Annotated in this window: 13 protein-coding genes; all 13 read left to right on the top strand. The window is 67.1% G+C overall.

Annotated elements, in window-relative coordinates; all coding sequences use genetic code 11:
• A partial coding sequence (locus GJ700_RS13605; protein ID WP_154374581.1) for a tetratricopeptide repeat protein occupies positions 1-1185 on the top strand: 1185 nt, incomplete at its 5' end.
• Entirely contained in the window at positions 1182-2903 is a 1722-nt protein-coding gene (locus tag GJ700_RS13600) for a GspE/PulE family protein (RefSeq protein ID WP_154374579.1), read from the top strand. The genes GJ700_RS13605 and GJ700_RS13600, both read left to right, overlap by 4 nt.
• Entirely contained in the window at positions 2900-4111 is a 1212-nt protein-coding gene (locus tag GJ700_RS13595) for a type II secretion system F family protein (protein WP_229506984.1), read from the top strand. Before GJ700_RS13600 ends, GJ700_RS13595 begins: the two co-directional genes overlap by 4 nt.
• Before the next feature lie 14 nt (positions 4112-4125).
• Positions 4126-5733, top strand: coding sequence for a hypothetical protein (locus tag GJ700_RS13590; protein WP_154374577.1), 1608 nt, complete (start codon positions 4126-4128; stop codon positions 5731-5733).
• Positions 5730-6446 carry a hypothetical protein gene (locus tag GJ700_RS13585; RefSeq protein WP_154374575.1) on the top strand — a complete coding sequence of 239 codons (717 nt, stop codon included), beginning with the start codon at positions 5730-5732 and terminating at the stop codon, positions 6444-6446. The genes GJ700_RS13590 and GJ700_RS13585 overlap by 4 nt, the downstream gene beginning before the upstream one ends.
• Positions 6443-6877 carry a hypothetical protein gene (locus GJ700_RS13580; RefSeq protein ID WP_154374573.1) on the top strand — a complete coding sequence of 145 codons (435 nt, stop codon included), beginning with the start codon at positions 6443-6445 and terminating at the stop codon, positions 6875-6877. The genes GJ700_RS13585 and GJ700_RS13580 overlap by 4 nt, the downstream gene beginning before the upstream one ends.
• Complete coding sequence (locus GJ700_RS13575) at positions 6864-7595, top strand: hypothetical protein (RefSeq protein ID WP_154374571.1); 732 nt, start codon at positions 6864-6866, stop codon at positions 7593-7595. Before GJ700_RS13580 ends, GJ700_RS13575 begins: the two co-directional genes overlap by 14 nt.
• A gap of 2 nt (positions 7596-7597) precedes the next feature.
• Positions 7598-8311, top strand: coding sequence for a type II secretion system protein (locus GJ700_RS13570; protein WP_154374569.1), 714 nt, complete (start codon positions 7598-7600; stop codon positions 8309-8311).
• Entirely contained in the window at positions 8308-9081 is a 774-nt protein-coding gene (locus tag GJ700_RS13565; protein WP_154374567.1) for an ABC transporter permease, read from the top strand. Before GJ700_RS13570 ends, GJ700_RS13565 begins: the two co-directional genes overlap by 4 nt.
• Positions 9081-9761, top strand: a complete 681-nt coding sequence (locus GJ700_RS13560; protein WP_154374565.1) for a hypothetical protein — start codon at positions 9081-9083, stop codon at positions 9759-9761. Before GJ700_RS13565 ends, GJ700_RS13560 begins: the two co-directional genes overlap by 1 nt.
• A gap of 24 nt (positions 9762-9785) precedes the next feature.
• Positions 9786-10379, top strand: coding sequence for a prepilin-type N-terminal cleavage/methylation domain-containing protein (locus GJ700_RS13555; protein WP_154374563.1), 594 nt, complete (start codon positions 9786-9788; stop codon positions 10377-10379).
• 85 nt (positions 10380-10464) lie between these two features.
• Positions 10465-11532, top strand: coding sequence for a phosphotransferase (locus GJ700_RS13550; RefSeq protein WP_154374561.1), 1068 nt, complete (start codon positions 10465-10467; stop codon positions 11530-11532).
• 12 nt (positions 11533-11544) lie between these two features.
• Entirely contained in the window at positions 11545-12804 is a 1260-nt protein-coding gene (locus tag GJ700_RS13545) for an acyl-CoA dehydrogenase family protein (RefSeq protein WP_154374559.1), read from the top strand.
• Positions 12805-12898: the final 94 nt, after the last annotated feature.

Here is a 12898-nt window from a genome sequence, read left to right as displayed (position 1 = left end):
CGCGCGGCGGCGCAGGCAGCGGCGGAACAGGACCAGCCCCGCCGCGACCCGGCGCGGGTGCGCCTTGCCGTCCTCGGCGGCGCGCTGGCGCTGGTGGCCGGCACGCTGGCAGGCGTCTACTGGTATGCGCTGACGTCGCCGGGCCCCGGCGCCCATTTGCCGCCCGTGCCGATGCCGCCACCCGGCGCCACCACGGGACCGGCGCCAGTGGCCGTGGTCCCGCCGCCATCCAGCCTGCCTTCCGGTGATGGCGAAGCCTCGCTGCCCGCCCCCGCCACACCTGATGCGACCGCGCCGGGCGCGCCCTACACCACGCAAGACCGCCTGCAGCCGGCGCGGGGGCATACCGGCTTGCCGCAGGCCCGTACCGCGCTGCCGGGACAACCGCACAGCGCCAGCCGCATGCCGTCCGACGACGACTTGCAGCGCGCCTTGCAGCAACAGGCGCCCGCTGTTGCAGCACCGCCACCCGCTCCTGCCGCGCCGCCCCAGGCGGCCAAGCCGGCAGCCAATGCGGGCAACGCGGCAAATCCCGGCAACGCCGACGGCGCCGCCACTGCATTGAACACCGGCGTCACCGACATCCACGTGCTGCGCAGCGTCACGCCGCAACGCGTCAACGCCAACCTGCAGGACGGCTATCAGTCGTTCATGGCGGGCGACTATGCGACGGCGGCCCAGCATTACGCCACCGTCCTGCGGCAGGATTCGAACAACCGCGACGCCCTGCTGGGCATTGCCGCCATTGCCGCGCGCCGCAACGACACGGCTGCGGCCACGTCCGGCTACCAGCGCCTGCTGGAACTCAATCCCGGCGATCCCGATGCACAGGCCGGCCTGCTGGCGCTGCGGCCCGGCGACCTTGGCCACAGTGAAATGCGCCTCAAGGAAATGCTGCGGCGCGATCCCGGCGCCGGCCCGCTGGAATTCGCGCTGGGGAACCTGTACTCGCAACAGGGCCGCTGGCCCGATGCGCAGCAAGCGTATTTCCGCGCCTACTCCGCCGCGCCCGACAACCCCGACTATGCGTTCAACCTGGCCGTCGGCCTGGACCGTCTCAGCCAGCGCAAGCTGGCGCTGTCGTATTACCAGCGCGCGCTGGACTTGTCGCGCACCAGCCCCGCCGCGTTCGACCGCAACGCGGCAAAACGCCGCGCCGAACAGCTGGCGGTGGAAAAGCCATGAACGCGTTGCACCAGCCCGGCAAGGCGCCCGCCATCCCGCTCGGCAAGCTGCTGGTGCGCCAGGGCGTGATCAGTGAAGACCAGTTGCGCATTGCGCTGATCGAGCAGAAGCGCAGCGGCGAACCGCTGGGACGCATGCTGATTTCACTGGGCTTCGTGACCGAAGCCACGATGCGCGAAGCGCTCAGCGAAAAGCTGCAAACCCCGGCGGCGGACTTGAACAGCCTGGTGGTCGATGCGGTGGCGCTGAAGCTGATCCCGAAAGACGTGGCCAAGCGCTACCGCGTGTTCCCCATCGTGTATGAGCGCGACCGCGACAACCTGGTGCTGGCCATGGCCGATACCAGCAACATCGTCGCGCTGGACCAGATCCAGGCGATGCTGGTGCAGGGCATCACGATCACGCCCGTGCTGGTCAACGAGTCCGACATCAGCCGCGCCATCGACCAGTATTACGGTTTCGAATTGTCGATCGACGGCATCCTGCATGAAATCGAGACCGGCGAAGTCAATTACGCCAGCATGAAGGCCGATACCGATGAATACAGCCATCCGATGGTGCGGCTGATCGATGCGCTGCTGGCCGACGCCGTGCAAAACGGCGCGTCCGACATCCACTTCGAGCCGGAACAGGGCTTCTTGCGCATCCGCTACCGCATCGACGGCATCCTGCGCCAGATCCGCAGCCTGCACAAATCGTACTGGCCCGCCATGGCGGTGCGCCTGAAAGTCATCAGCAGCATGAACATTGCGGAAACCCGCGCGCCGCAGGATGGCCGCATTTCCATCCGCTTTTCCGGCCGCCAGATCGACTTCCGCGCCTCCAGCCAGCCCACCACGCACGGTGAAAACATCGTGCTGCGCGTGCTGGACCGGCAGCAGGGCATCGTGCCGCTCGACGGCCTGGGCCTGGCCGACCCGGAACTGACGCTGCTGAAGCTGATGATCGCGCGGCCGCATGGCGTCATCCTCGTCACCGGCCCCACCGGCAGCGGCAAGACCACGACGCTGTATTCGATCCTCAACCACATCAATACCGAGAGCGTCAACATCATGACGCTGGAAGATCCCGTCGAATACCCGATGAACATGATCCGCCAGACCTCCGTGAACGACGCGGCGCGGATCGGCTTCGCGGACGGCATCCGCTCGATGATGCGGCAAGACCCCGACATCATCCTGGTCGGCGAAATCCGCGACCGGGAAACCGCGGAAATGGCGTTTGCCGCCGCCATGACGGGCCATCAGGTGTATTCCACGCTGCACACGAATTCCGCCATCGGTTCGCTGCCACGGCTGCTCGATATCGGCATCGTGCCGGACGTCATGGCCGGCAATATCATCGGCATCGTCGCGCAGCGCCTGGTGCGCAAGCTGTGCATCCATTGCCGCACGCCGGACACGGCGGACGACATCGAACGGCGCCTGCTGGGCCTTGCACCGGACGATGCCCCCGCCACGATCTACCGGGCCGTCGGCTGCGAGCGCTGCGCGCACCAGGGCTACAAGGGGCGGCTGGCCATCATGGAAGTGCTGAAAATGAATGGCGAACTCGATGAACTGGCGGGCCGGCGCGCCTCCGGCCGCGAACTGCGCGAAGCGGCCGCGCGGGCCGGTTTCCGCACGCTGGTCGACGACGGCATGCGGCGCGTGCTGGACGGCGTCACCACGCTGGAGGAAGTGGCGCGCGTGGCGGACCTGACCGACAGGTTGCAATGATGCCGCACTATCTCTACCAGGCGATGGACGCCGCCGGGGAACTGGTGCCGGGCAACATGGAAGCAGCCAACGTGCCGGACCTGGAACTGCGACTGGACCGCATGGGACTGGACCTGGTCGACTATACCGTCACCCGCACCCGCAAGCTGGCGCTGGGCCGGCGCAAGGTCACGCGCGCCGACATCATCAATTTCTGTTTCCACATGGAGCAGATGACGGGCGCCGGCGTGCCCATCCTGGACGGGTTGGGCGATTTGCGCGACAGCATGGAGCAGCATCCCCGTTTTCGCGAAATCATCACGTCGCTGATCGAATCCATCGAGGCGGGACGCCAGTTGTCGGAGGCGCTGCAGGCGCACCCGGAAGTATTCGACCGCACGTTTACGAGCCTGGTGCACGCCGGAGAACAAAGCGGACGCATCACCGATGTCTTCAGGAACCTGGCGGACAGCCTGAAATGGCAGGATGAACTGGCCGCGCGCACGCGCAAGATCCTCACCTACCCGCTGGTCGTGGCGGTGGTGGTGCTGGCCGTGACGTTTTTCCTGATGATCTACCTGGTGCCGCAACTGACGGCGTTCATCCGCAACATGGGCAATACGCTGCCGGCCCACACGCGGGCCCTGATTTTCGTGTCCGGCATCTTCATCCACTGGTGGCATGTGATCCTGGCCGCGCCCGTCGTGGCGTGGCTGGCGCTGCGCTGGCGGCTGCGCCGCAGCGGCGCGGCGCGGCGGCGCTGGGACGGGTTCCTGCTGCGCGTATGGCTGCTGGGGCCCGTGCTGCACAAGATTATCCTGGCCCGCTTCGCCACCTACTTTGCACTGATGTATGCGGCCGGCATCCCCGTGCTCGAATGCCTGCGCCTGTCCGAAGGCATTGCCGGCAACCGCGCCATTGCCGAGGGGTTCCGGCGCGCCGCGCAACTGATTGCCGAAGGGGCCAGCGTGGCCTCGGCGTTCCAGAACACGGGGATTTTCCCGCCACTGGTGGTGCGCATGCTGAAGGTGGGCGAAACCACGGGCGCGCTGGACCGGGCGCTGCGCAACGTCAGCTATTTCTATGACCGCGAAGTGAAGGAATTGACGGACCGCGCCCAGGCCATGATGGAACCCGCGATGACGGTGATCCTGGGCTTGCTGCTGGGCTGGATCATGCTGTCCGTGCTGGGCCCCGTGTACGACACGATCGGAAATATCCGCCTGTGAAGACGATGAATATCATGGCATCAACCGTGCACCTGGCGTACCTGTGCAGCGGCAGGCTGGAAACCTGGCGCTGGCGGCGCGGCGTGCTGTCGCCCGGCCCCGTGTTCGCGCCGGACCACGCCGGTGTCGACGCCTTTGCCGACCACGTGGTGGCGCTGGGACGCCCACCCATCCATTTGCTGGCGGACCTGGTCGAAGAAGACTTCCACCGCCTGCTGTTGCCACACGTGCGGGGCCGCGCGGGCCGCAATTTGCTTGCGCGCCGCCTGCAACAGCAATACCGGGAAACGCCGTACCGCCGCGCCGCGTTGCAGGGCCGCGAACCGGACACGGGCCAGGCCCGCTCCGCCAGGCGCGACGACATCGTGCTGATGTCGGCACTGACCAATCCCGCCGCCGTCCAGCTGTGGACCGAAGCGCTGACCCTGGTGGAAGCGCCGCTGGCCGGCGTCTGGTCCGCCGCCCTGCTGTATGCGGATGTGCCGCCCGCGCTGGGGTTCACGCAACCGCACATCCTGCTGGTGACGTGGCAAAGCTGCGGCATGCGCCAGAGTTATTTCCAGGACGGCCAATTGAAGTTTTCGCGGCTGGCACCGCCGCAGGCCGAATGCGCGGCGGAGACGGCGCGCACGCGCCAGTTCCTCGTCAGCGCGCATTTACTGGAACGTGGGGAAATGCTGCATACGGTGATCGTCACGCACGACGACGCCATCGCGCCGCTGTCGGAACAATGCGTGAGCGGAGCGGAAACCACGTTCCATTTCGTGCCGCTGGCGGCGGCGTTCGAACGCTGCGGCATGGCGCCGGGCGATTCGCCTCCCCTGCTGGCCGACGCGCTGTTGCTGCACTTGCTGGCCCGCGGCCTGCCGCGCAGCCATTACCCGACGGGCGCCGATTCCCGCTATTACCGGCTATGGCAAACGCGCGTGTCGCTGTACGCGTCGGCGCTGGCGGTGGCCGCATGCGCGCTGGTCTGGACGGGATTTAACGTGTGGGCGTACGCCGACGCCAGCATCAGCGCCGCAACGCTGGCCGAGGAAGCCCGCCATTTCACGGCGCGCTACCGCAGCGCAATGGCGCCGCTGGGACCGGTCGCGGCGCCCACGGCCGACATGCGCGCCGCCGTGCTGGTCGACCGCCTGCTGGCGGACCAGGGGCCCGCGCCGCTGGACATGCTGTCCATGGTCAGCACGGCGCTGGAACGCACGCCGCAAGTGCAACTGGTGTCGCTGGCGTGGCGGGTCGAACCGCCGCCGGGGGCCGCAGGGGGCGCCGGATCCGAAGCGGCCGGCGCTGCCGCCATCGGGCGCGAAGGGCAAAGCGGGTTGCCCGCAAGCGCGGCCGGCGCCGAATCCGTGCCGTCGGCCCTGCTGGGCATCCCCGTCAAGCCGCGCCAGTCGCTGCGGGTGGAAGCGGAAGTGCGGCTGGCCCGGCCCGACGCGCGGGGCGCCGTCGACAGCATGCAGGCGTTCGCGCAGGAACTCGCGCGCCAGCCGCGCATGACGGTGGCCATCGAACAACCGGTGCTGGACGTGCGGCCGGACGTGAAGCTGACCGGGCGCGCCACGGGCGACACCCCGCCGCCCTCGCCGTTCATCCTGCGGCTGGAGCTGGCGCCATGAACGCCGCCATGAATGCGGCCACCACGCCACGCGTGCTGCCCTGGTGGCTGCGCGACTTCCGCCACCTGCGCCTGGCGGTGCTGGCATTTGCCGTGACGGGGGCCTGCGCCACGGCCGCTGTCGTGTCCACGCGCGCACTGTGGCATGACGCTCGCGACCGCCAGGTGCAGGCGGAACATGAGCGCGACCTGGCGCACCGGCAGTTTGCGCAGGTAGAGCAGGAAAAACGCGACATCGCCCTGTTCCAGCCGATTTACCGGCAATTGCTGGCGCGCCGCCTGGTTGGCACGGAAAACCGGCTGGACTGGATCGACGCGCTGCGCCAGATGCAAGACCAGTACCGCTTGCCGCCGATCGCGTATGACATCGCCCCGCGCCAGCCGGTGGTGGTGTCGCCCGCCATGGAACTGGGCCGCTACAGCCTGTACACGACGCGCATGCGGCTGCAAATGGATTTGCTGCACGAAGGCGACCTGTTCGCGCTGCTGTCGGGCCTGCGCACGCACGGCCACAGCACTGTTCAGGAATGTACGCTGAAACGCCCGGCATCCGCGCCCAACACGCCGCTGGCGCCGACGGTGACGGCGTCGTGCACATTGAACTGGGTGACGCTGGCCGACGCCGCGACACCGGATCTGAACCGTTCCGCCGGCACGCTCGCTTCGGTGTCCGCCACACCCGCAGCCCTGGCGGCAACGGGAGAACGGCCATGAACCGCCTGCCGCCATTGCCGGGAATACTGCGCGGCGCGCCGATCGCCGCCCTTGTTACGCTGCTGCTTGCCCTGCCCGCCGGCGCAGCGGAACCACCGCCGCTGGGCCGGCTGTTCAACACAGCGCAGCAGCGTGCCCAGCTCGATGCGCAGCGCTACGGCGCGGCGCAGCCCGCCGCGCCCGTGGAAGCAACATCGCCAGCCCCCCCGCCTCCGCCGCCACCGGCGCCGCTGGTATTGAACGGGGTGGTGCGTCCCGCGCGCGGCGCCGCCACCGTGTGGCTGAACCAGGAAGCGCTGCCGGACAGCCGCCGCATCGTAAGGCGCGACGGCAAGGTCACGCTGATCCTGCCGTCCGGCCAGCGCGTCACCCTGAAACCCGGCCAGCGCTACGATGAAACCACGGGGGAGGTGCGAGATGAAACACGCTAAGAAGCTCGCCAGGCGCCAGCACGGCGCCGTGCTGCTGATCCTGCTGGCCATCCTCGCGCTGGCCGGTTCGTCGCTGCTGATGTCGGCCTTCGGCGGCGTCCATCCGCAGGCGCGCCGCGAACAGCAAACCCTGATGGTGCTGGCCCAGGCCAAGGATGCGCTGGCCGGCTTCGCCGCCGTCAACGGGCGCCTGCCGTTGCCGGCCGCCTCGGCATTCGACGGCCTGGAACGTCCCACGCCCTGCGCCAGCGATGCCGATTGCACGGGGTTCCTGCCGTGGGCAGCACTGGGCATCGACGGCGCCGACGCCTGGGGCCAGCGGTTGCGCTACAGCGTCACGCCTGCGCTGACCACCTATGCCTATGCCGCGTCGACCGCCGTGGCCAACCGCACCGTGCAGACACGCGACAGCGATGGCGAATTGCGCTATGTCGCCGGCGGCGCGGCCTGCTCGGTGCAGGCGCAATGCGCGCCGTTTGTCGTGCTGTCGCACGGGCGCTACAACCTCGGCGTCAGCGAAGCGGGGCTGGAACGCGCCAACGCCGCCGATGGCAACGACGATGAACAAACCAACGCCGTGCAAGCGCTGCACTTCATCAGCCGCCCCGCCACCACGGACCCGCGCCGGGCGGGTGGACCATTCGACGACCTGGTGGCCTGGCTGCCGCTGGACTTGCTGTACCAGCGCATGCGCGCGGCCCGCACCTTGCCAAACTGATTATGCAAAAAACAACACAAGCCGGATTCAGCCTGGTGGAAATCGCCATCGTGCTGGTGATTGTCGGCCTGATGATAGGCGGCCTGCTGACGCCGTTATCGGTGCAGATGGAACAGCGCCGCGTGGCAGATACGCGGCGCATGCTCGATGAAGCGAAGGAGGCGCTGGTCGGCTACGCGGTGCGCCATGGCCACCTGCCCTGCCCCGCGATATCGGCCGCCAACGGCGAGGAAGACCGCAACGGCTACCGCTGCACGGACGAGCGGCGCGACGGTTTCCTGCCATGGGCCACGCTGGGCTTGCCGAAACTCGATGCGTGGAACCACCTGTACCGCTACAGCGTGACACCGGCCTTTGCCGACAGCGGCCAGCGCTTCAAGATCGTCACGCCGCGCGATATCACGGTCTACACGCGCGACGCCGGCGGGGCGCTGGCCTATGCCGCGCCGGCGCAGGACGTGCCGGCCGTGATCGTGTCGCATGGCGCCAATGGCGCGGGCGCGTACAGCGAACTGGGTGTCGCGGCGGCAGGCGGCCCCGGCGGCTTTCGCGGCAATGAGGATGAGCGCAACAATGCGCAATCGGACGTGAATTTCGTGTCGCGCCAGCCCAGCGACAACCGCGCGCAGCAAGGGGGCGAATTCGACGACATCGTGGTGTGGGTGTCGCCGAATATCCTGTTCAACCGCATGGTGGCCGCGCAGGTGCTGCCATGAACGCCATGCTCGCCATACGCGCCATCGGCCGCTGCACTGTGCTGGAAGCGTGGCGCGGGCGCCTGCCCTGGGTCATGGCGGCGCTGGGCGCGGCGGCGCTGGGAATAGCCGGATTTGCCCGCCTGCTGGCGCTGGCCGAAGGCGACGCGCTGTACACGGCATTGCTGGGCGCCTTGCTGCGGCTGGCCTGCGCGGGCGCCATCGCCGCCTTTGCCGTACTGTCGGTGATGCGGGAAACCCTGGGGCGCGGCATGCAAATGCTGATGGCAATGGCGCTGCCGCGGAGCGCCTATGTGGCCGGCAAATTTGCCGGGCTGGCCTTGCTGGCCGTGCCCATGGCGCTGGCCAGCGGCGTGCTGCTGGCCGTGTGCGCGGCGCCGCAGCAAACCGTGCTGTGGACCGTGTCGCTGCTGTGCGAGCTGTGGCTGGCCGCCGGCTTCGGCCTGCTGTGCGCGCTGGCGCTGGCCCATCCGTTGCCGGCGCTGGCGGCGGCAACGGCGTTCTATTTACTGGCGCGCATGGGGGCCGCACTGCATCTGGCTGCGCAGCACAGCCTGCAGCCGGACAATACGCTGCGCCACTGGCTGGTACTGGGCTTTGACGCCATCGCCACGCTGCTGCCCCGGCTCGACCTGTATACGCGCGCCAGCTGGCTGATTTACGGCGACGCCACCTGGGCCACGGTGGCGTCGATCGGCGGCCAGACCGCCCTCTACCTGGCGCTGCTGGGTGCGGCGGCGCTGTTTGATCTGCGCCGCAAGGAACTGTGATGACGCCGCGCTCTTCCCTGTTGCAGGCCTGCCGGCCGCACTTGCTGGTGGCGGCCACATTGGCGGCACACTGCCTGTATGCGGCATGGCTGCCGCCGCCCGGCGGCAAGCCGGAACCCGTGCCCGCCGCGCCATCAACGGCATGGCTGCGCGTGGCCAGCCTGGGCGAAACCGAAGTGGCCGCGCGCCTGCTGATGCTGCACATGCAGACCTTCGATGAAGGACAGCGCTGGCGCGACCTCGATTACGCCGCGCTGGCCACCTGGCTGGACCGCGCACTGGACCTCGACCCACGCGGCCAGGCTCCGCTGCTGGCGGCGGCCGACGTCTATGGCGCCGTGCACGACCCGGTGCGCGTGCGCATCATGCTGGACTGGATCGCCCGCCGCTTTGCCGAAGACCCCGACCGGCGCTGGCCATGGCTGGCCCACGGCGCTCTGCTGGCGCGCCATCGCCTGCACGACGCGGCGCTGGCGCAGCGCTATGCGCAGGCAATCCGGCTGCATGCCACGGGTCCCGGCGTGCCGGCCTGGGCGCGCGAACTGGAACCGCTGCTGGCGCAGGCGTCGGAACGCGACGCGGCGCGCGCCATCGCGGGCGGCTTGCTGGTCTCGGGCCAGGTACAGGACGCCGCCCAGTTGCAATGGCTCGAGCGCCGCCTCGAACGCCACCAACCCTGATTTTTCCATCCCGGAGCACACACCATGAAAACCACCCTACCCATCCCATCAATCTCGCACAGACGCGGCTTCACGCTGGTGGAAATCGCCATCGTGCTGGTCATCATCGGCCTGCTGCTGGGCGGCGTGCTGAAAGGCCAGGGCCTGATCGACAGCGCCAAGGTGAAAAACATCATCCAGCAATCGAATTCGCTGACGGCGGCGGTCAACGCTTACCAGGATAAATTCCGCGCGCTGCCGGGCGACGATCCGCTGGCCACCACGCACGTACCCGGCGCCACCGGCAACGGCAATGGCGACGGCCAGATTTCCGAGTACCACCTGGCGCCCCAGCACCTGGCGCTGGGCGGCTTCATCACGGGTTCGTACAACGGCACCACCGATTTCATGACCAGCGCCCAGGGCGGCGCCGTCTACATCTACAACGACGTGGTGGGCGGCCGTGGCGGCAACGGCATCCGCTTCGACAACCTGCCCGACACATTTGCCGAACAAATCGACGCCAAGCTCGATGACGGCAAGCCCGGCACCGGCAGCGTACGTGCCAATACCGGCACAGCCGCCGGCGCCTACACCAGTTCGGGTGCGATTGTCACCCGTACCGCGATATTTTTCTGACATCCCGCAATAAAAACGCACGCACGTTCTATTTTTTGGGCTAGAATAAAAAAACGCAGTTATTCCCATACCCAGGAGATGGAAGATGTTCGAAGAATTCATGGGCACCAAGGAAGTGTCGGCGCGCCACCAGTTCGACGTGGCCGCGCTGGACGCTTACCTTGCGCAGCATATCGACGGCTACCCGGCCGGTGAGTTGACGGTTGTGCAATTCAAGGGTGGCCAGTCGAATCCCACCTACAAGCTTTCCAAGGGCGACCAGCACTACGTTTTGCGCACCAAGCCGGCGCCGGCCGCCAAGCTGCTGCCTTCGGCCCATGCCATCGACCGCGAATACCGCGTCATGGATGCCCTGAACAAGGCCGGTTTCCCCGCGGCGCGCCAGTACACGCTGTGCCTGGACGAAGCCATCATCGGCCGCGCCTTTTACGTGATGGAATTCGTCGAAGGCCGCGTGCTGTGGGACCAGGCGCTGCCCGGCATGACACCGGCCGAACGGCAAGCCATCTACGCCGAGCAAAACCGCGTCATCTCGCTGCTGCACACCATCGATTACAACGCCATCGGGCTGGGCGATTTTGGCAAGCCGGGCAATTATTTCCAGCGCCAGATCGAACGCTGGTCGAAACAATACGTGGCGTCGCAAACGGAATCCATCGCCGCCATGGACCAGTTGATCGCGTGGCTGCCCGCGAATATCCCGCCGGGCGATGAAACCTCGATCGTGCACGGCGACTTCCGCCTCGATAACATGATTTTCCATCCGACCGAGCCGCGCGTGCTGGCGGTCCTGGACTGGGAATTGTCGACCCTGGGCCACCCGTTCGCCGACTTTTCGTACCACGCGATGGGCTGGAACATCGAACCGGGCCAGTTCCGCGGTATCGGCGGGCTGGACCTGAAAGCGCTGGGCATCCCGTCGCAGCAGGAATACATCGCCATGTACACCGAGCGCACCGGCCGCACCTTGCGCCTGGAAGACTTCAATTTCTACCTCGCCTTCAACATGTTCCGCCTGGCGTCGATCATGCAAGGCATCATGAAACGCTACGTCGACGGCACCGCCTCCAGCGCCCAGGCGCTGGAATCGGGCAAGATGGCGCGCCCCATGGCTGAACTGGCATGGGCGTACGCAAACGGCAAACCAATCTGACAAGGAACCAGCATGGACTTCGAATACTCCGACCGCTGCAAAGAACTGCAAGGCAAATTGCTGGCCTTCATGGACCGGCACGTGTACCCCGTTGAAAACGTGTTTTATGAAGAAGTCGACCGCAACGGCCGCGAAAAGCAGAACCGCTGGATTCCCACCGAAATCGTCGAACAGTTGAAACCGCTGGCGCGCGAACAGGGGCTGTGGAACCTGTTCCTGCCCAAGTCGAAACGGGCGCCGGAAGGCTTGTCGAACCTGGATTACGCACCGCTGTGCGAAATCATGGGCCGCGTGCCGTGGGCGCCGGAAGTATTCAATTGCTCCGCACCGGACACGGGCAACATGGAAACCCTCGAGCGCTACGGCACCGAAGAACACAAGCAGCAATGGCTGGAGCCGCTGCTGCGCGGTGAAATCCGTTCGGCCTTCGCCATGACGGAACCGGCGGTGGCGTCGTCCGACGCCACCAACGTCGAGATGCGTATCGACCGGGACGGCGACGAATACGTCATCAATGGCCGCAAATGGTGGATTTCCGGCGCCGGCGACCCGCGCTGCAAACTGTTCATCACGATGGGCAAGACCGATTTCGATGCGCCGCGCCACCAGCAGCAATCGATGATCCTGGTGCCGTCCGACACGCCCGGCATCACCATCGTCCGCCCGCTGCCCGTGTTCGGCTACGACGATGCGCCGCACGGCCACTGCGAAATCATTTACGACAATGTGCGCGTGCCCGCCTCCAGCATCCTGCTGGGCGAAGGCCGCGGCTTTGAAATCGCCCAGGGCCGCCTGGGACCGGGCCGCATCCACCACTGCATGCGCGCCATCGGCGTGGCGGAACGCGCACTGGAACTGATGTGCAAGCGCCTGAACAGCCGCGTTGCCTTCGGCAAGAAGATTTCCGATCAGGGCGTGTGGCGCGAACGCATCGCCGAAGCCCGCATCCAGATCGATACGGCGCGCCTGCTGACGCTGAAAGCGGCATACATGATGGACACCGTCGGCAACAAGGGCGCCCAGGCGGAAATCGCCATGATCAAGGTGCTGGCGCCGACAGTCACGCAGCAAGTGCTGGACTGGGCGATCCAGGCCCATGGCGCGGGCGGCGTGTCGGGCGACTTCCCGCTGGCGTACCAGTGGGCCGGCAACCGCACGTTGCGCCTGGCCGACGGTCCCGATGAAGTGCACCGCAACGCCATCGCCAAGCTGGAACTGGCCAAGCACATGCCGTTGAAGGAAGACCTGGCGCTGCCTGTCACGCGCAGCTGAAACCACTCACTATCCAAGTACAAGCAACACCCCGCTGTGACCGCCAGTCACAGCGGGGTGTTGCTGTCCAGCACAAAAGCATTTTGCCGAATCC

Source organism: Pseudoduganella rivuli (genome assembly GCF_009674485.1).
In the GTDB taxonomy this organism is placed as follows: Bacteria; Pseudomonadota; Gammaproteobacteria; order Burkholderiales; family Burkholderiaceae_D; genus Rugamonas; species Rugamonas rivuli_B.
The sequence above is the reverse complement of the archived record's forward strand: the minus strand, read 5'-3'. Positions and strand labels throughout refer to the sequence as shown.

Coding starts and splice junctions, on each gene's coding strand:
- GJ700_RS13600 (WP_154374579.1), top strand. CDS start 1,182: ATGAACGCGTTGCACCAGCCCGGCAAGGCGCCCGCCATCCCGCTCGGC.
- GJ700_RS13595 (WP_229506984.1), top strand. CDS start 2,900: ATGATGCCGCACTATCTCTACCAGGCGATGGACGCCGCCGGGGAACTG.
- GJ700_RS13590 (WP_154374577.1), top strand. CDS start 4,126: ATGGCATCAACCGTGCACCTGGCGTACCTGTGCAGCGGCAGGCTGGAA.
- GJ700_RS13585 (WP_154374575.1), top strand. CDS start 5,730: ATGAACGCCGCCATGAATGCGGCCACCACGCCACGCGTGCTGCCCTGG.
- GJ700_RS13580 (WP_154374573.1), top strand. CDS start 6,443: ATGAACCGCCTGCCGCCATTGCCGGGAATACTGCGCGGCGCGCCGATC.
- GJ700_RS13575 (WP_154374571.1), top strand. CDS start 6,864: ATGAAACACGCTAAGAAGCTCGCCAGGCGCCAGCACGGCGCCGTGCTG.
- GJ700_RS13570 (WP_154374569.1), top strand. CDS start 7,598: ATGCAAAAAACAACACAAGCCGGATTCAGCCTGGTGGAAATCGCCATC.
- GJ700_RS13565 (WP_154374567.1), top strand. CDS start 8,308: ATGAACGCCATGCTCGCCATACGCGCCATCGGCCGCTGCACTGTGCTG.
- GJ700_RS13560 (WP_154374565.1), top strand. CDS start 9,081: ATGACGCCGCGCTCTTCCCTGTTGCAGGCCTGCCGGCCGCACTTGCTG.
- GJ700_RS13555 (WP_154374563.1), top strand. CDS start 9,786: ATGAAAACCACCCTACCCATCCCATCAATCTCGCACAGACGCGGCTTC.
- GJ700_RS13550 (WP_154374561.1), top strand. CDS start 10,465: ATGTTCGAAGAATTCATGGGCACCAAGGAAGTGTCGGCGCGCCACCAG.
- GJ700_RS13545 (WP_154374559.1), top strand. CDS start 11,545: ATGGACTTCGAATACTCCGACCGCTGCAAAGAACTGCAAGGCAAATTG.